Raw genomic sequence first — 15,700 nt, forward strand, 5'->3', positions numbered from 1 at the left:
ACGTTTGAAGGAAGGAATGTGGGCGTGCGCCCTCGCCCGGGCATGCATGTAGACGCTGCCGGGCGAAGGGGTGTGTCAGCGCTCGTAGGTGAGGAAGGTATGGGGTGGCTCGGCGTCGGGATGTGCTTCCTCTTCGACGCATGTCCAACCCGACAGGTCCACGTCGGGGAACCAGGTGTCGCCAGGAAAGTCCCGGGCGATGCGCGTGAGGTAGAGGCGCTGCACGCGGTCCATCGTCTGGGCATAGAGGTCCGCGCCCCCGGCGATGAAGACCTCTGAGTCACCGCTGGTTTCCGCCGCGGAGAGCGCTTCGTCCACGGAGTGTGCCACCTGGACACCCGGGGGCGCGAAGTCACGCTGGCGGGTGACGACGATGAAGGTGCGGCCCGGCAGCGGACGGCCGATGGACTCGTACGTCTTGCGCCCCATCACCAGGGTGTGGCCCATGGTGATGCGCTTGAAGCGCGCGAGGTCCGCGGGCAGCCGCCACGGGAGCTGGTTGCCCGCGCCGATGACCCGGTTCGCCGCCATGGCGACGATGGCGGACAGCTTCATACGGCCACGGGCGCCTTGATGGCGGGGTGCGGGTCGTAGCCTTCGAGCGTGAAGTCCTCGTACTTGAAGGCGAAGAGGTCCGTCACCTCGGGGTTGATGCGCATGCGAGGCAGGGGGCGCGGTTCGCGCGACAGCTGCGTCTTCGCCTGCTCGACGTGGTTCAGGTACAGGTGCGCGTCACCCACGGTGTGGATGAACTCGTGCGCCTGCAGGCCCGTCACCTGCGCCACCATCATCGTCAGCAGTGAGTACGAGGCGATGTTGAAGGGCAGCCCCAGGAAGAGGTCCGCGCTGCGCTGATAGAGCTGGCAGGACAGCCGCCCGTTGGCCACGTAGAACTGGAAGAGGACGTGGCAGGGCGGCAGCTTCATGGACGGCAGGTCCGCCACGTTCCACGCGCTGATGATGTGGCGGCGCGAGTCGGGGTTCTTCTTCAGTCCCTCCACCAGCGCCTTCATCTGGTCGATGTGTCCACCATCGGGCGCCGTCCACGAGCGCCACTGGTGCCCGTACACGGGGCCGAGGCTGCCGTCGGCGTTGGCCCACTCGTCCCAGATGGTGACGCCCTGGGCCTGGAGCGTGCGCACGTTGGTGTCCCCCGCGAGCATCCACAGCAGCTCATGGAGGATGGACTTCGTGTGCAGCTTCTTCGTGGTGAGGAGCGGGAAGCCTTGCGTGAGGTCGAACCGGAGCTGGGGCCCGAAGACGCTGAGCGTCCCCGTGCCGGTACGGTCGCCCTTCTTCACCCCATGGTGCAGGACGTGGTCGAGCAGGGACAGATAGGGCTGCATGGGGCCCATGTAACTGAGCCGGTGTCCGACTCAAAGCGCTAAGCAGGAGCACCGCTCAGAGTAAAACTGGTACAGCCCCCCACACGTGTGTCGCAGGTCTGCGGCTTCTCATGGACGCCAGTCGTCACGCACCGTTAGAAGCCGGGGCATGAAACTCTATACGAAGACGGGTGATGCGGGAGAGACCGGTCTGTTCGGTGGCGGACGCGTCTCGAAGGACGACGTTCGTGTGGACGCGTATGGGGAAGTGGACGAACTGAACGCGACCCTCGGCCTGGTGCGGAGCTTCGAGGGACCCACGGACGTGGACGCGTTGCTCCACCGGCTCCAGGACCAGCTCTTCACGGTGGGCGCGGTGCTGGCCACGCCTGAGGGCACGAAGGCGTCGGCGCACATCCCCGAGCTGAAGGCCGAGTGGGCGGAAGACATGGAGGGCGCCATCGACGGCTTCGAGGCGGAGCTGCCGCCGATGACCCACTTCATCCTGCCCGGAGGCACGCAGGCCGCGAGCGCGCTGCACCTGGCGCGCACTGTCTGCCGCCGCGCCGAGCGCCGCACGGTGCCGCTGCTGCGCGAAGGGAAGATTCCGAAGGCGGTGGTCGTCTATCTCAACAGGCTCTCCGACCTGCTCTTCGTCCTGGCACGCGTGGTCAACCACCGTGCGAGCGTGGAAGACGTGAAGTGGATTCCGGCGAAGCCCTCGAAATAGTCGGACGCGCCCCGTGAACGTGCTGCCCACCGCCCATCTGCGTGACCTCGCCAGCTCGGTTGGCTTCGACCTGGTGGGGTTCGCGCGCGCCGAGCCCATCCCGCCCGACTTCCTGATGGAGTGGGTGGCCGCGGGCTACGCGGCGGACATGGACTGGATGGGCGAGCGGGCCGCCGAGCGGCTGGACGTCTCGCTCCTGTTGCCGGGCGCGAAGACGGTCATCTCCTTCGCGAACAACTACTGGCGCGACGACGCGGAGACGGTGGACTCCCCCATCGCGCGCTATGCCCGAGGGCGCGACTACCACTCCACGCTGCGCGACCGGATGAAGGCGTTCCGCAAGGCGCTCAACGTGATGTACCCGGGGCTGGGCAGCTACGGCGGCGTGGACAGCGGCCCGCTGATGGAGAAGGTGTGGGCGGCGCGCGCGGGGCTCGGCTACGTGGGGAAGAACGGCTGCTTCATCACCGAGCCCTACGGCTCGTGGGTGCTGCTGGCCACGCTCGTGGTGGATGCCGAGGTCGACGACTACGGCAACGGCCCCGCGGCGGACCGGTGTGGCGCTTGCCGCCGCTGCCTCATGTCCTGTCCCACGGGCGCGCTGGTGGGCAACGGCCGCGTGGACGCGCGCGCGTGCCTGTCCTACCAGACCATCGAGAACCGCGAGCAGCAGGTGCCGGAGGCGTTCCGGTTCAAGTTCGACAACCTGATTTTCGGCTGCGACATCTGCCAGCAGGTGTGTCCGCTGAACCGCCGGCCGGTGTTCGCGGAGCACCCGCGCTTCGCGCCCCGGGCAGTGGCGGAATTGGGTGTGCGCGAGCTCGCGGGACTCACAGTGGAACAGTATGAGCACCTAATACCTGGCACCGCGCTGGCGCGCGCACGGTATGACGGGCTGCGCCGCAACGCCGTGTATGCGTTGGGTGTGGCGAAGCAGGCGGACACGAAACCGTTGCTGGAAAAGCTCTGCGGCGATTCGAGTGAATTGGTACGTACCGCCGCGCAATGGGCGCTCCTTCAGCTCGACCCCTGACGTCCACCTCTCCGCAGTCATTGGGCCCCGTCTACGCCGGGCTCATCCTCCAGGTCCTCATCAGCGCGGGGACGTACCTGGCGGGAAAGCGCGCGATGTCGGAGCTGGCGCCGCTCACGGTGGTGCTGTGGCGTTTCGTGTTGAGTGGCTCGGTGTTCATGCTGCTGCTGTGCTTCCTTCCGGGGCCCCGGCTGCCGCCGCGCAACGAGTGGGGACGGGTGTTGCTGCTGGGCCTGCTGGCGGGGCCGGTGAACCAGGTGTTCTTCTTCTATGGACTGTCCCAGTCCACGGCTGCGCACGCGGCGCTGCTCTACGCGCTGACGCCGCTGGGCGTGTACCTGCTCAGCCTGGGGCGCGGGCATGAGCGCGCCTCGCTCCGGGCGATGGGCGGCATCATCACGGCGTTCGCGGGCGTGGTGGTGTTGCTGCTGGGGCGCGGGCTGGCGGATGCGAGCGGCTCGTTGATGGGAGACCTGCTCATCCTGGGCGCGGTGATGTCGTGGGTGGTGTACACGACGGAGGGCAAGCCGTTCGTCGCCATCCACGGACCGATTCGCGCGACGTCGTGGAGCATGGTGGCCTCCACGTTGATGATGATGCTGATGGCGCCGTTCTTCGCGAAGCCGGAGGCGGTGCTCGCGGCGAGCTCCGCGGCTCGGTACTCCATCGTCTACCTGGGCCTGCTCACGTCGGTGGTGGCGTACCTGCTCTGGTACTTCGCGCTGTCGAGGGTGCCGGCGTCGAAGGTGGCCGTGTTCTCCAACCTCCAGCCTGCGGCGACCGCGCTGGCCGCCTGGGCCATCCTGGACGAGGCGCTGCACTGGGAAATCGCCGTGGGCGGCGTGCTCGTGCTCCTCGGCGTGCGACTGACGCAGGCGGCGCACGTCCGGACGCCCGCCGCAGCGCCGGCCGTGCCAGAGCGGCCTTCCGCCTCATCGAGCGTCGGATAGCCGCAAGACTCGGAGTGCCGGGCCTGTCGTCGCCCTTTAGCTTCCCGTCATGGCCGCAAGGGTTCCCCGGAAGGAAGCAGACGTCGTGTCCACGCAGAGGGTGACGGCGGGAAGGTCACGCCCGCCCGGCTCGGTCCGAGCCGTGAAGCATGTCCCGGAGCGGGTGGCCGACGTCGAGTGGGCACGCGTCTCGGAGGAGTTGGACGCGCGAGGCTGCGCGACATTGGAGCGGCTCGTGACGCCCGCCGAGTGTGACGCCCTGGCGGCGCTGTATCCGGAAGACGCCGTGTTCCGCAGCCGCGTGGTGATGGCGCGGCACGGCTTCGGAAGAGGTGAGTACAAGTACTTCGAGTACCCGCTGCCGGACGTGGTCGCCGGGCTGCGCGAGGCGCTGTACCCCCGGCTCGCGCCGATTGCGAACCGCTGGAACACGGCCATGGGCATCGAGGTGCGGTATCCGGAGTCGCATGCGGCGTACCTCGAACGCTGCCACGCGGCGGGGCAGGTGCGGCCGACGCCGCTGCTGTTGCGGTACGAGGCGGACGACTACAACTGCCTGCACCAGGACCTCTACGGGGAGCATGTCTTCCCGCTCCAGGTGGCGATTCTGCTGTCGGAGCCCGGGCGGGACTTCACGGGAGGCGAGTTCATCCTCACCGAGCAGCGTCCGCGCATGCAGTCACGGGCGGAGGTCGTCCCGCTGCGCCAGGGAGACGCGGTGGTGTTCGCCGTCCACCACCGCCCGGTGCAGGGCACGCGAGGCGTGTACCGCGTCAACCTCCGGCACGGCGTCAGCCGCATCCGCTCAGGGCAGCGCCACACAGTAGGCGTCATCTTTCATGATGCGGCGTGAGGCGCGCGAATGACGATGGACTTGTTCGACGGCCTGGGTGGCTCTGGTCCTCGCGAGGAATCGCTGGGCCCTGGTGCCATGGTGCTTCGGGGCTTCGCGCTGGCCCACGACGCGGAGTTGCTGAGCGCGGTCCGGGACGTCGCGCTCGCTTCGCCCTTCCGCCACATGGAGACGCCGGGCGGCTTCCGCATGTCGGTGGCGATGACGAGCTGCGGTTCGTGGGGCTGGGTGACGGACCGGACGGGGTATCGCTATGACGCGGTGGACCCGGTGCAGGGACGGCCCTGGCCGGAGATGCCGGCGGTCTTCCTGCGGCTGGCGCAGTTCGCCGCCGCGAAGGCAGGCTTCGAAGGGTTCATCCCTGATGCGTGCCTGGTGAATCGCTACGAGCCCGGGGCGAAGATGTCGCTGCACCAGGACAAGGACGAGCGTGATTTCTCCGCGCCCATCGTCTCCGTCTCACTGGGGCTCCCGGCGGTCTTTCTCTTCGGTGGCGAGGAGCGAGCGGACAGGCCGGCGCGAGTACGGTTGAGCCATGGCGACGTGGTCGTCTGGGGCGGACCCGCCCGCCTGCGCTACCACGGCGTCACGCCGCTCAAGCCGGGCCACCATCCGCAGGTGGGTGGGCATCGCATCAACCTGACGTTCCGGAAGGCACGATGATGCCTGGCGCAGCGCTGCGGCCTCCCTGTGCTTCAGTTTCGCGATGAGGACGGGCCCTGATGGGCTGCCGGTTGGAAATGGTGGACGGCGGTGAACGCCATAGAGTGCATCCATGCTTCGTCCGGGTGAGGACCTGCTTCAGGTGGAAGAGCGGCTGTGGCTGTTGTCCGCGCCGACCGGACAAGGCATCTACGACTTCGCCTTCGACCGCTTCTTCGCATGCCGCCGTCCGTACGTGCTGCCGGAGTCCATGGAGGTGGTGGCCAGGGTCGGCGTCTGGAACGACTACGCCGAGCGCTACCGCGAGTTGGCGGAAGCGGGCATCCGCCTGGTGCACACACCCGAGCAGCACCTCCTGGCCACGGAGCTGCCTCACTGGTACCCGAAGCTCACGGACCTGACTCCGCGCAGCGTCTGGTTCGATGAGCGGCCAGACGCGGAGACCGTGGAGCGTCTGCTGGGGTGGCCCGTGTTCGTGAAGGGTGAGCGGCAGACCAGCCGGCACCGCAAGTCGCTCTCCATCATCGAGGGGCCCGAGCAGTTCCGGCAGGCGATGGCTGCCTACGCAAAGGACCCCATCCTCCACTGGCAGCGAGTGGTGTGCCGGGAGTTGAGGCCCCTGCGCCGGGTCGAAGAGGGCGCGCCGGACCGCATCCCCAGCTCCTTCGAATTCCGCACCTTCTGGTGGAAGGGCGCGCTGGTGGGGTGGGGGCCCTACTGGTGGCAGGGCACGCCGTACACCCTGACGCCGGAAGCGCAGCGAGAGGCGCTCGGGCTCGGGCGCGAGGTGGCACGTCGGCTGGACGTGCCCTTCCTCGTGGTGGACGTGGCCCAGGAGGTATCGGGCCGGTGGATTGTCATTGAGTGCAACGACGGCCAGGAGAGCGGCTACGCGGGGATTTCTCCGTTCGCGCTCTGGCGGGCCATCCTGGATGCCGAGCGCGAAACCGGAGCGGCCTAGCGCGCCTCAGTCCCCGTTCGGGTCCCACTCGGAGATGTCGTACTTGGGCTCTGGCGGCAGCGCCGGCTTGGTGGACTTGCTGGGCTCCGGCTTCTTCACCACCGGAGGCGGCGCGTCGGACACGTCTTCGTCGAGCAGCGGGTCCTTCTTCGCCGGGCTCGCGGAGACCGCGGGCGGAGCAGGCTTCACCGGCTCGGGCGCGGCTGGCGCGGGCGCGGGCTCTGGCGCCGCCATCACCGTGGGCTCGTCATCCAGAGAGTCCAGGTCGCCCAGGGACGTCGGGTCGGCGGGGGCCGAGGCGGGAGTAGGGGACGGAGGTGGGTCCGATTCACTCGCCCGGTACACGCCCGTCCGCGTGGCCTCCGCCGCGACACCGGAGGACGGAGGCGGCGGAGGAACGGGCTCCGGCGCGCGGCGCGAAGGCTCCGCCGTGGCGGAGGACTCCGACGCGCGGTAGCCGTCCCGCCGTCCCGAGGGCTTCTCATCCCCGAACGGGTCCTCCTCGCGGCTGTTGCGCCGGCGGGTGGGCTGCGCATCACCGTCGCCGAACGGGTCCTCCTCGCGGGTCAGCTTCTTTCCCTTCCGCCTCTTCGGCGGATCCGCCACCACCCCGGCGGGCAGCCCCTTCAGCGACGAGTGCCGGTCCGCACACAGGCCCACGTTCTCCTGGCAGTCCGCCAGGCAGTGGGTGAGCTGCTTGATGGTTCGCCCGCTGCCTCCGTATTGGATGGAGCAGTCTTCCTTGCAGGTCGCGTAGTCCTCCTGGCAGCCAGAAGGGACGGCGGCCGCGGCGGGGCCGGCGGCGAGGGTCAGGCCAAGAATCAGAAGGGCTCGCATGGCGATTACGAAAACTACCAGTCTTCTGGGGTTCCGGCGCCAGGGGGGCGCGTTATGGTCCCCTGGCGCGATGGTCGCGCCACGAGGAGGCACATGGCTGTCAGGGTGGGCATCATCGGGAGCCCCGGGTTGGCCCAGGCACTGGGCATCCCCGGCAAGGGCGAGTCCCACATCTTGGAGACGCCCTTCGGTCCTCACGCGGGCCCTATCGTCACCACCGAACTCGAAGGCGTCGCGGTCACCTTCGTCGCCCGACATGGTACCGGCCACGTCTACAACGCCACCCGCGCGCCCTACCGCGCGAACATGTACGCGCTGAAGGTCCTGGGCGTCACCCACGTCCTCGCCACCGGCACCGTGGGCAGCCTGCGTGAGCACATCCATCCGCTCCACCTCGTCCTGCCGGACCAGGTCATCGACCGCACCTACCGCCGTCCCTGCACCTTCTACGATGACGTCGCCGTCCACGTGGACCTGGGGAACCCCTTCTGCGGCACCCTGCGCCAGGTGCTGGAGCACGCCAGGGACCCGCTGGGGCCGACCGTGCACACCGAGGCCACCTACGTCTGCATCGAAGGCCCGTCCCTCAGCACTCGCGCGGAGAGCATGCTCTACCGCACGTGGGGAGGAGACCTGGTGGGCATGACGGGCATGCCCGAGGCCCGGCTCGCCCTCGAGGCGGAGCTCCACTACGCCATGGTGGCCCTGCCCACCGACTACGACTCGTGGCAGCCGCGCGCGCCAGGGCAGGAGCATGACGATCTGCTGGCGCAGATCTCCCACAACCGGAAGGCCGTCACCGCCAGCGGCGCCGCGCTCATCCGCCGCGCGTTGCCTCGCATCGGCGAAGCCCGCGCCACCTGCCGCTGCGACACCGCCCTGGCCCTGGCCATCGGCACCGAGCGCAGCCGCATCCCCGACGAGGTGCGCGGCCGCCTCCGTCCACTGCTGGGCAGATACCTCCCGCCCAACGTCGCCTGACGACACCGCACCAGGTCCTTCGGCCGGGCCACACGCCGTGCGCTCGCCTAGCCGCCTGCTGCCAAAGCGCGCTTCCGTTTTCACCTTCTGAGCCCCGGTACGACCCGGAGCGAGGAGGCGAGCATGCGGTTGCCCAGACTCAAGCACCTGTCCTGGCGCGAGTTCAGCCGGCGCTTCGTGAAGGAGTTCCAGGAGGACAGCGTCACCGACATCGCGGCGCAGCTGTCGTACTACCTGCTGTTCTCGCTGTTCCCCTTCCTCTTCTTCCTCGTCACGCTGGTGGCGTACCTGCCGTTCGCCCCGGGCGCGGTGGACGCGATGTTGGACCGCATCCGTCCGCTGGTGCCGGGAGACGCGCTGGGCCTCATCACCGGCCACCTGCAGTCCCTGGTGAACCAGCCCCAGCCCAAGCTGCTGACGGCCGGTCTGGTCATCACGCTGTGGTCCGCGTCGCGCGGCGTGAATGCGCTGCGCACCGCGCTCAACCTGGCCTACGACGTCTCTGAATCCCGGCCCCTCTGGAAGACGCAGGGCCTGGCGATGCTGGTGACGCTGATGGGCTCGCTGCTCATCCCGCTGTCCTTCGCCGCGTTCCTGCTCGGCGGGCGGCTGGGGCTGTGGCTGGCGGGGAAGCTGCAACTCGTGGACGCCTTCCACCTCGTGTGGTCCTGGCTGCGCTGGCCCTTCACCGCGTCACTGGTGATGCTGGTGCTGGCGCTCTGCTACTACCTGCTGCCCGACGTGAAGCAGCGCTTCAAGTACATCACCCCCGGCTCCGTCCTGGGCACGGGCCTGTGGCTGACGAGCACCTGGGGCTTCACGCAGTACGTGGAGCACTTCGGCAAGTACAACGTCACCTACGGCTCCATCGGTGGCGTGATGGTGCTGCTGCTGTGGCTCTACCTCTCCGGGCTCATCTTCATCGTCGGAGGCGAAATCAACGCCATCCTCGAGCACGCCTCGGTGGAGGGGAAGTCGAAGGGCGCCCGCGGCTTCGGGGAGCCCGCGCCGCTGGAGCCGCCCCTGAAGACGCCCGGCGCGGCCAAGAGCGCCAGCAGCGCCATGCGGTCGAAGCTGGCGCGCTTCCGGTGGCGGCGCCGCGTGGCCCGGGGGCAGGAGCCCGAGCCCACCGTGGAGGAGCAGGACCCTCGCTCCTCCACGCTGCACTGACGGCCGGGGACTACTTGCCGCCCAGGGCCTGCTTGATGGCGGGAAGCCCACCCGGACCGTTGTTGCTGCCCCGCAGGTTCTTCTGCGAGATGATCTTCTGGATGTTGGCGATGCGATCCCTGTTGGTGGGGTGGGTGCTCAGCCACTTCATCAGCGCGGGCGTGTCGCCCTGCTCCTTCTGGAGCTTCTGGAAGAAGGTGATGAGGCCCCGCGGGTCATAGCCCGCGCCGGAGGCGTAGCGGGCGCCGTACTCGTCGGCTTCAATCTCCTCGCCGCGGCCGTGCGCCAGCAGCGTGCCGCCGCTCACCAGCGACGCGGCGATCTGCGCCACGGTGCCCGGGTTCTGCCCCAGCGCCGCCTGGGTGATGGCCTGCAGGCCCATCTGGTTGACCATGGCGCGCGCGGAGTGACGGCCCACGACGTGGCCCGCCTCGTGCGCCATGACGCCGGCCAGCTCCGCCTCCGTGTCCGCGGCCAGGATGAGGCCGGTGTAGACGTACAGGTAGCCGCCGGGCGTGGCGAAGGCGTTGACCATCTTCGGGTCGTCGATGACGTTGATCTTCCACTTCACCCCGGGCCGGTCCTTGGAGGCCTGGTTCAGGATGCTGGCGGAGATGCCGCGCACGTAGTCGACGACGGCCGCGTTCTGCACGTATTTGATCTTCTCCTTCGTCTCCAGCTCCGCCTTGACCTGCTTGCCGAGCTGCTCCTCCTGCTCGTCGGAGATGAGGGTGCGGGCCACGGCCTTCTCGGCGGAGATGCGCTGCTTGGTGCAGCCCGTCGACAGGCCCAATGCCAGGGTGACTCCCAGTACCGCCACGAGGATGCGCTGCATGACGAGTGCTGCCTTTCTTTCCAGAGGTCTACGCCGCGTCGCTCCGCGGGAGGCGCGACGCTGGCCCACATCGGCACCTGCCTTCAAGGGCCACATGGTGCAAGCATCCAGGCATCCGGCTTTCGCGCCGCCACCACCCCCGTGTTCACTGCCCGGCAGGTAGGCGGTGCGTGGGGACGCCCGCCGGTGTATGTGCCCCCCAGGATGCCAGAGCTACCCGAAGTCGAAATCGCGCGGCGCAACCTGGTGCGCTGGTTCAGCGACCGGCGCCTCGTGCGCGCCGAGTCGGAGAACACCCGCATCTTCCGAGGCGCCGAGCGCCAGCAGTTCGACACGCTGACGGGCCGGTTGGAGTCGCTGGTCCGCCGGGGCAAGTACCTGCTCTTCGCCTTCGAGGGCGGCAAGGGGCTGATGGGGCACCTGGGGATGACGGGCAAGTTCGTCCGCCGCACCGAAGGGCAGGTGGCGCCCTACAGCCGCGCCCGGTTCCATCTGGACGACGGCCATGTCATCCACTTTTCCGATCCACGAATGTTCGGCCGCCTGGAGCCGGCGCCCGCCGCGCGCCTGCGGGAGCTGGACGCGGTGCGAATCCTGGGGAGGGATCCGCTGGCGGATGGCCTCACCGCGGGGCAGCTCCAGCAGGCCGTGGGCTCCTCCCGGAAGGAGCTGAAGGTGGCGCTGATGGACCAGGAGCGCATCTCCGGCCTGGGCAACATCCACGCCGCCGAGGCGCTCTTCCGCGCGGGCCTCCACCCCTCGCGCCAGCCCGGCTCCCTGACGCCAGACGAGTGGAAACGCCTGGTCCAGGGCATCCGCGCCGCCATCGACTTCGGCCTCAAGGAGCAGGAAGGGGAGGAGCCGGTGTACCTTGAGGAGGGGCGCTCGGAGAATCCATTCCAGGTGTACGGCCGCGCGGGGAGCCCATGCTCCCAGTGTGGCACCCGGGTCGAGTCCTTCACCCAGGGAGGCCGTACCACCCACTTCTGTCCCCGGTGCCAGCCGGCGGACGGACGCCGAAGTGAGGCGGGGGCGCCGGCCGTTGACGGCGCGAAGGCCCGCCCTGGTAAGCGTTGACACCCCTTGGTCCCGTCGCTTGAATCGCCCGCCTTTCAGACCCGGCCGCCCCAGGTGGCCCTGGAGATCGTTGCCCATGTCTCACGCCCTGCTGGCGGCGCTACTCGTCGCTTCGTCCACGGCCACCGCTCAGACGCCGGTGCCGGAGGGTAGCCCGCCCGCGCCCGCGGAAGCCGCACCCGCTGCTCCCGCCGCCCCCGCGGAGTCTGTTCCCGCGGAGACCGCGCCCGTGTCCTCCACTCGCGAGGGCGTCAGCCGTGACGACCTGGAAGCGCTGAAGGAGGAACTGCGCGAGGAGATTCGCGCCGAGGCCGCCAAGCAGTCCATTGGCGCCACGGACGAGTGGGCCGAGGAGTTCCCGGAGGAGAAGCGCAAGCTCGAGGTCTTCACGCTCGACGGCTACTTCCGCGTCCGCCCCACGCTCTTCTACAAGTTCGACCTGGGCAAGGCGCCCGGCCGGGAGCTCTTCCCGCGCTCGCCTCGCAGCCCGCAGGAGAACACCCAGTCCTTCGCCACCATGCGCGTGCGCCTGGCGCCCACCTTCAACATCTCCGAGCAGGTGGCGTTGAAGATGGAGGTCCTCGGCCTGGACAACTTCGTCATGGGCGCCATGCCGGACACGCTGCTGCCCGGCAACACGCGCAACATCTTCGGCATCTTCTCCGAGAGCCAGGACCCGCTGGCGGACGCGCTCCAGGACTCCATCAAGCTGCGCCGCGCCTACGGCGAGGTGAAGACGCCGGTGGGCATCCTGCGCTTCGGCCGCATGGGCAGCCAGTGGGGCCTGGGCATGCTGCGCAACGACGGCACCTGCTTCGACTGCGACTTCGGCGACACCGTGGACCGCGTCCAGTTCGTCACCAACCCCTTCGAGGGCTGGTACGTGACGCCGATGCTGGACTTCAACTCGGAGGGTGTCACCGACACGCGCGGCACCGTGGGCGAGCCCGTCGACCTGACCCAGTCCGATGACTCGCACAGTTGGGTGATTGCCATCGCGCGCCGGGACACCGACCAGGTCATCCGCTCCAAGCTGGACAACAACCAGGGCGTGCTCCAGTACGGCCTGCACTTCACCTACCGCACCCAGAAGTGGGAGTACGACGGCTCCACCACGAATGGCCAGAACACCGGCTTCATTCCGCGGGACGCGACGCTGTTCGTGCCGGACCTGTGGCTGAAGTACGAGGAGAAGAACTGGCGGCTGGAGTTCGAGGCCGCCGCCCAGTTGGGCCGCATCGGCAACCGCGCGCTGGACGTGGGCGCCATCAATGACCCCACGCACAACCAGAGCCTCACCGTGGCCCAGTTCGGCGGCGTGGCGCAGGGTGAGCTGCGGCTGCTGGACCAGAAGCTGTCGCTGAACATGGAGCTGGGCTTCGCCTCCGGCGACAAGGCGTATGGCTTCGGCAACCAGCCGGGCCGTCCGGGTTCGGGCGCCAACGGCCAGACGGCGCCGGGTGACTTCGAGGGCCCGCAGTACGACTGCGGCACGGGCGGCTGCAGGGATAACGCCATCCGCAACTTCCGCTTCAACCGCGACTACCGCATCGACCTCATCCTGTGGCGCGAGCTGCTGGTCGGGGTGACGGACGCGTTCTATGTCCGCCCCTCGGCGAAGTACACCATCACCGAGGGCTTCGACATCTACGGCCGTGTCATCTACTCGCAGGCCATGTACGCGCAGTCCACGCCGTCCACCACGCGCAAGGCGCTGGGCCTGGAGGTCAACGTGGGCGCGGACTACAAGACGGAGGATGGGTTCATCGCCGGCATCGCGTACGGCATCCTGTTCCCGATGAGCGGCTTGCAGGAGTTCGACGCGACGCTGCGCAACGACCTGGACACTCCGCAGACCATCCGCGCGTGGCTGGGGATGCAGTTCTAGCCATGCGCCAGGTTCTCGCGCGGCTGTGCGTGGCCGCCAGCGTGTCACTGACGCTGGCGGCGTGTGGCATCAAGGGGCCCCCGCGGCCGCCCGGGCCGCCGCCAGCGCCCGCGACGCAGACGCAGCCGCCGCCCCCTGAGTCGGAGCGAGGGCCCCTGGAGCCGTCGGGGCCCGCCCTGTCTCCCACGCCGGAGACCGGCGTGGAGACACCGTTGTCACCGCCGGAGTCCGAGGACGCGGGAGTCCCGTGAATCACTTCGCCTATCGCAAGGGCGTGCTCCACGCGGAGGATGTGCCGCTGGCGGCCATCGCCGAGTCCGTGGGCACGCCCACCTACGTGTACTCCACCGCCACGCTCACCCGGCACATCCGGGTGGTGACGGAGGCCTTCGGAGACCGGCCGCACCTCATCTGCTACTCGGTGAAGGCCAACTCGAACCTGGCCATCCTCCGGCTCATCGCAGAGCAGGGCGGCGGGTTCGACATCGTCTCCGGCGGCGAGCTGGCCCGGGTGCGGCATGTGGGCGGGGACGCCGGGAAGACGGTGTTCGCTGGCGTGGGCAAGACGCAGGAGGAGATGGAGGCGGCGCTGGCCGCGGGCATCCTCCTCTTCAACGTGGAGAGCGCCGAGGAGCTGGAGGCGCTGGACGCCGTGGGCCGCCGCCTGGGGCGCCGCGCGCCATTCGCCCTGCGCGTGAACCCGGACGTGGATGCGCGCACGCACCGTTACATCTCCACCGGCCTGAAGACGTCGAAGTTCGGCGTGCCGTTCGAGGAGGCGGTGGCCCTCTACGCGCGCGCGAAGAAGATGAAGGGCCTGCTGGCCGCCGGGTTGGATTGCCACATCGGCTCGCAGCTCACCCAGACGGCGCCCATTCGCGCGGCCTTGTCCAAGGTCGCGGGCCTGTACTCCGCGCTCAAGGAAAAGGGCCATCCGCTGGCGTACCTGGACGTGGGCGGCGGGCTGGGCATCACCTATCTGGACGAGACGCCGCCGTCTCCGGAGGAGTACGCCCGCACCGTGCTGGCCGCGGCGGGTGCCACCGGGGCCACGCTCATCCTGGAGCCGGGCCGGGCGCTGGTGGGCAACGCGGGCGTGTTGCTCACGCGCGTGCTGTACCGGAAGAAGACGCCAGTGCGGCACTTCGTGGTGGTGGACGCGGGCATGAATGACTTGCTGCGCCCCGCGCTCTACGAGGCGCACCACGGCCTTCAGCCCCTGGTGAAGCGGCGGGGCAAGGCGGTGGAGGTAGACGTGGTGGGGCCGGTGTGTGAATCCACCGACGTGCTGGCGAAGGCGCGGCCCCTGGTGCTTCCGCAAGCAGGCGAGTTGTTCGCTTTCATGAGCGCGGGCGCGTACGGCATGAGTATGTCGTCCACTTATAACTCCCGGCCACGCCCGGCCGAGGTGCTGGTGGACGGTGCGGCGTGGCGCGTGGTCCGGGAGCGGGAGCGCGTCGAGGATCTCTGGCGCGGCGAGCGGGCCTGAACGTATAAGCGCCGGCATGAAGACCTTCGAAGGCTCCATGACGGCGCTGGCCACTCCGTTTCGCAACGGAGCGCTCGATGAGCCCGCATACCGGGCGCTGGTCCGCCAGCAGATTGAAGGGGGCACCAGCGTGCTGGTCCCCATGGGCACCACCGGCGAGGCCGTGACGATGACGGCCGACGAGCGGGCCCGCGCGGTGAAGGTGGTGGTGGAGGAGGCGAAGGGCCGCGTGACGGTGGTGGGCGGCGCCGGCTCCAACAGCACCGCGGAGACCATCGACGGCGTGCGCCGCGTGCGCGACGCGGGCGCGGACGGCACGCTCATCGTCACGCCCTACTACAATAAGCCCACGCAGGCGGGCTTGCTGGAGCACTACCGCGCGGTGGCCAAGGCGCACCCGGGCTTCCCCATCATCGCCTACAACGTGCCGGGCCGGACGGGCGTGGACCTGCTGCCCGACACCGTGCTGCGGCTGTGTGACATCCCCGAGGTGGTGGCGCTCAAGGAGGCCACCGGTAGCATGCCTCGGGCCATCGACATCCTGGAGAAGTGCGGCGACCGGATGACGCTCCTGTCCGGTGACGACTTCACCGTGCTGCCCTTCATCGCCTGCGGCGGCAAGGGCGTCATCTCCGTGTCGTCCAACGTGGCGCCGCGGATGATGGCGGACCTGGTGGCGGCGGCGCGCGCGGGGAATATCGCGGTGGCGCGCGACCTCCAGGTGCGGATGAACGAGCTGCACCGCCTGCTCTTCATCGAGTCCAACCCCACGCCCGTAAAGTGGGGATTGCACGTGATGGGATTGTTCGGGCCCGAACTGCGGTTGCCCCTGGTGCAGATGACCGAGCCCAACGCCGCGAAGCTTCGCGACACCCTGCGCCAGCTGGGCCTGCTCACGGGCTGAGCTT

The 15,700-nt window shown here is 69.1% G+C and carries 17 protein-coding genes; 13 read left to right on the forward strand and 4 right to left on the reverse strand.

The genetic code is table 11. The features are described 5' to 3' along the window. Positions 1-75: 75 nt before the first annotated feature. Both FMP39_RS13410 and FMP39_RS13415 read right to left on the reverse strand, forming a co-directional pair. A complete protein-coding gene (locus tag FMP39_RS13410; RefSeq protein WP_141590284.1) occupies positions 76-555 on the reverse strand; it encodes a dihydrofolate reductase in 480 nt (159 codons plus the stop codon). Then, positions 552-1,346 (reverse strand): thymidylate synthase, encoded by a 795-nt coding sequence (locus FMP39_RS13415; protein WP_090492394.1) that lies wholly within the window; start codon positions 1,344-1,346, stop codon positions 552-554. Before FMP39_RS13415 ends, FMP39_RS13410 begins: the two co-directional genes overlap by 4 nt. Before the next feature lie 148 nt (positions 1,347-1,494). Between FMP39_RS13415 and FMP39_RS13420 the strand changes: the two genes are divergently transcribed. The 6 genes from FMP39_RS13420 (at position 1,495) to FMP39_RS13445 (ending at position 6,515) form a co-directional block, all read left to right on the forward strand. Then, positions 1,495-2,055: a cob(I)yrinic acid a,c-diamide adenosyltransferase gene (locus tag FMP39_RS13420; RefSeq protein WP_141590285.1), complete on the forward strand. Its 561-nt coding sequence runs from the start codon at positions 1,495-1,497 to the stop codon at positions 2,053-2,055. A 13-nt stretch (positions 2,056-2,068) separates the two neighbouring features. After that, the gene (gene queG / locus FMP39_RS13425; RefSeq protein ID WP_141590286.1) at positions 2,069-3,088 is read left to right on the forward strand and encodes a tRNA epoxyqueuosine(34) reductase QueG; all 1,020 of its coding nucleotides are present in this window, start codon (positions 2,069-2,071) and stop codon (positions 3,086-3,088) included. Continuing rightward, on the forward strand, positions 3,061-4,038 hold the full coding sequence (locus FMP39_RS13430; RefSeq protein WP_141590287.1) for a DMT family transporter: 978 nt from the start codon (positions 3,061-3,063) through the stop codon (positions 4,036-4,038). The genes queG and FMP39_RS13430 overlap by 28 nt, the downstream gene beginning before the upstream one ends. Before the next feature lie 49 nt (positions 4,039-4,087). Beyond that, a complete protein-coding gene (locus FMP39_RS13435) occupies positions 4,088-4,891 on the forward strand; it encodes a 2OG-Fe(II) oxygenase (RefSeq protein ID WP_141590288.1) in 804 nt (267 codons plus the stop codon). A gap of 9 nt (positions 4,892-4,900) precedes the next feature. Further along, complete coding sequence (alkB, locus tag FMP39_RS13440; protein WP_141590289.1) at positions 4,901-5,554, forward strand: DNA oxidative demethylase AlkB; 654 nt, start codon at positions 4,901-4,903, stop codon at positions 5,552-5,554. Positions 5,555-5,666: 112 nt separating this feature from the next. After that, positions 5,667-6,515 carry an ATP-grasp domain-containing protein gene (locus FMP39_RS13445; RefSeq protein WP_141590290.1) on the forward strand — a complete coding sequence of 283 codons (849 nt, stop codon included), beginning with the start codon at positions 5,667-5,669 and terminating at the stop codon, positions 6,513-6,515. Positions 6,516-6,521: 6 nt separating this feature from the next. On the opposite strand, the gene FMP39_RS13450 is transcribed toward FMP39_RS13445, so the two are convergent. After that, a complete protein-coding gene (locus tag FMP39_RS13450) occupies positions 6,522-7,352 on the reverse strand; it encodes a hypothetical protein (RefSeq protein ID WP_141590291.1) in 831 nt (276 codons plus the stop codon). Positions 7,353-7,445: 93 nt separating this feature from the next. Between FMP39_RS13450 and FMP39_RS13455 the strand changes: the two genes are divergently transcribed. Next, the gene (locus FMP39_RS13455) at positions 7,446-8,333 is read left to right on the forward strand and encodes an MTAP family purine nucleoside phosphorylase (protein WP_141590292.1); all 888 of its coding nucleotides are present in this window, start codon (positions 7,446-7,448) and stop codon (positions 8,331-8,333) included. A 123-nt stretch (positions 8,334-8,456) separates the two neighbouring features. After that, the gene (locus tag FMP39_RS13460; protein WP_141590293.1) at positions 8,457-9,503 is read left to right on the forward strand and encodes a YihY/virulence factor BrkB family protein; all 1,047 of its coding nucleotides are present in this window, start codon (positions 8,457-8,459) and stop codon (positions 9,501-9,503) included. Between the two features lie 10 nt (positions 9,504-9,513). Here the strand turns inward: FMP39_RS13460 and FMP39_RS13465 are convergent, their stop codons facing one another. Further along, positions 9,514-10,338 carry a M48 family metallopeptidase gene (locus FMP39_RS13465; protein ID WP_141590294.1) on the reverse strand — a complete coding sequence of 275 codons (825 nt, stop codon included), beginning with the start codon at positions 10,336-10,338 and terminating at the stop codon, positions 9,514-9,516. A 204-nt stretch (positions 10,339-10,542) separates the two neighbouring features. Between FMP39_RS13465 and mutM the strand changes: the two genes are divergently transcribed. The 5 genes from mutM to dapA all read left to right on the forward strand — a co-directional run bounded on the left by mutM (position 10,543) and on the right by dapA (position 15,696). Next, positions 10,543-11,415, forward strand: a complete 873-nt coding sequence (gene mutM, locus FMP39_RS13470) for a bifunctional DNA-formamidopyrimidine glycosylase/DNA-(apurinic or apyrimidinic site) lyase (protein ID WP_141590295.1) — start codon at positions 10,543-10,545, stop codon at positions 11,413-11,415. A 76-nt stretch (positions 11,416-11,491) separates the two neighbouring features. Then, a complete protein-coding gene (locus FMP39_RS13475) occupies positions 11,492-13,303 on the forward strand; it encodes a TIGR04551 family protein (RefSeq protein ID WP_141590296.1) in 1,812 nt (603 codons plus the stop codon). A 2-nt stretch (positions 13,304-13,305) separates the two neighbouring features. Next, positions 13,306-13,554, forward strand: a complete 249-nt coding sequence (locus tag FMP39_RS13480; RefSeq protein WP_194858384.1) for a lipoprotein — start codon at positions 13,306-13,308, stop codon at positions 13,552-13,554. Then, a complete protein-coding gene (lysA, locus tag FMP39_RS13485) occupies positions 13,551-14,792 on the forward strand; it encodes a diaminopimelate decarboxylase (RefSeq protein WP_141590298.1) in 1,242 nt (413 codons plus the stop codon). The genes FMP39_RS13480 and lysA overlap by 4 nt, the downstream gene beginning before the upstream one ends. A gap of 16 nt (positions 14,793-14,808) precedes the next feature. Continuing rightward, positions 14,809-15,696: a 4-hydroxy-tetrahydrodipicolinate synthase gene (gene dapA, locus FMP39_RS13490; protein ID WP_141590299.1), complete on the forward strand. Its 888-nt coding sequence runs from the start codon at positions 14,809-14,811 to the stop codon at positions 15,694-15,696. The last annotated feature ends 4 nt before the right edge of the window (positions 15,697-15,700 follow it).

Origin of the sequence: Myxococcus sp. AB056 (assembly GCF_006547365.1) — a bacterium.
Classification (GTDB): Bacteria; Myxococcota; Myxococcia; order Myxococcales; family Myxococcaceae; genus Myxococcus; species Myxococcus virescens.

Bases quoted from the DNA above. Each gene is read 5' to 3' on its own strand.
- FMP39_RS13410 (WP_141590284.1), bottom strand. From the start codon at position 555: ATGAAGCTGTCCGCCATCGTCGCCATGGCGGCGAACCGGGTCATCGGC.
- FMP39_RS13415 (WP_090492394.1), bottom strand. From the start codon at position 1,346: ATGCAGCCCTATCTGTCCCTGCTCGACCACGTCCTGCACCATGGGGTG.
- FMP39_RS13420 (WP_141590285.1), top strand. From the start codon at position 1,495: ATGAAACTCTATACGAAGACGGGTGATGCGGGAGAGACCGGTCTGTTC.
- FMP39_RS13430 (WP_141590287.1), top strand. From the start codon at position 3,061: ATGGGCGCTCCTTCAGCTCGACCCCTGACGTCCACCTCTCCGCAGTCA.
- FMP39_RS13435 (WP_141590288.1), top strand. From the start codon at position 4,088: ATGGCCGCAAGGGTTCCCCGGAAGGAAGCAGACGTCGTGTCCACGCAG.
- alkB (WP_141590289.1), top strand. From the start codon at position 4,901: ATGACGATGGACTTGTTCGACGGCCTGGGTGGCTCTGGTCCTCGCGAG.
- FMP39_RS13445 (WP_141590290.1), top strand. From the start codon at position 5,667: ATGCTTCGTCCGGGTGAGGACCTGCTTCAGGTGGAAGAGCGGCTGTGG.
- FMP39_RS13450 (WP_141590291.1), bottom strand. From the start codon at position 7,352: ATGCGAGCCCTTCTGATTCTTGGCCTGACCCTCGCCGCCGGCCCCGCC.
- FMP39_RS13455 (WP_141590292.1), top strand. From the start codon at position 7,446: ATGGCTGTCAGGGTGGGCATCATCGGGAGCCCCGGGTTGGCCCAGGCA.
- FMP39_RS13460 (WP_141590293.1), top strand. From the start codon at position 8,457: ATGCGGTTGCCCAGACTCAAGCACCTGTCCTGGCGCGAGTTCAGCCGG.
- FMP39_RS13465 (WP_141590294.1), bottom strand. From the start codon at position 10,338: ATGCAGCGCATCCTCGTGGCGGTACTGGGAGTCACCCTGGCATTGGGC.
- mutM (WP_141590295.1), top strand. From the start codon at position 10,543: ATGCCAGAGCTACCCGAAGTCGAAATCGCGCGGCGCAACCTGGTGCGC.
- FMP39_RS13475 (WP_141590296.1), top strand. From the start codon at position 11,492: ATGTCTCACGCCCTGCTGGCGGCGCTACTCGTCGCTTCGTCCACGGCC.
- FMP39_RS13480 (WP_194858384.1), top strand. From the start codon at position 13,306: ATGCGCCAGGTTCTCGCGCGGCTGTGCGTGGCCGCCAGCGTGTCACTG.
- dapA (WP_141590299.1), top strand. From the start codon at position 14,809: ATGAAGACCTTCGAAGGCTCCATGACGGCGCTGGCCACTCCGTTTCGC.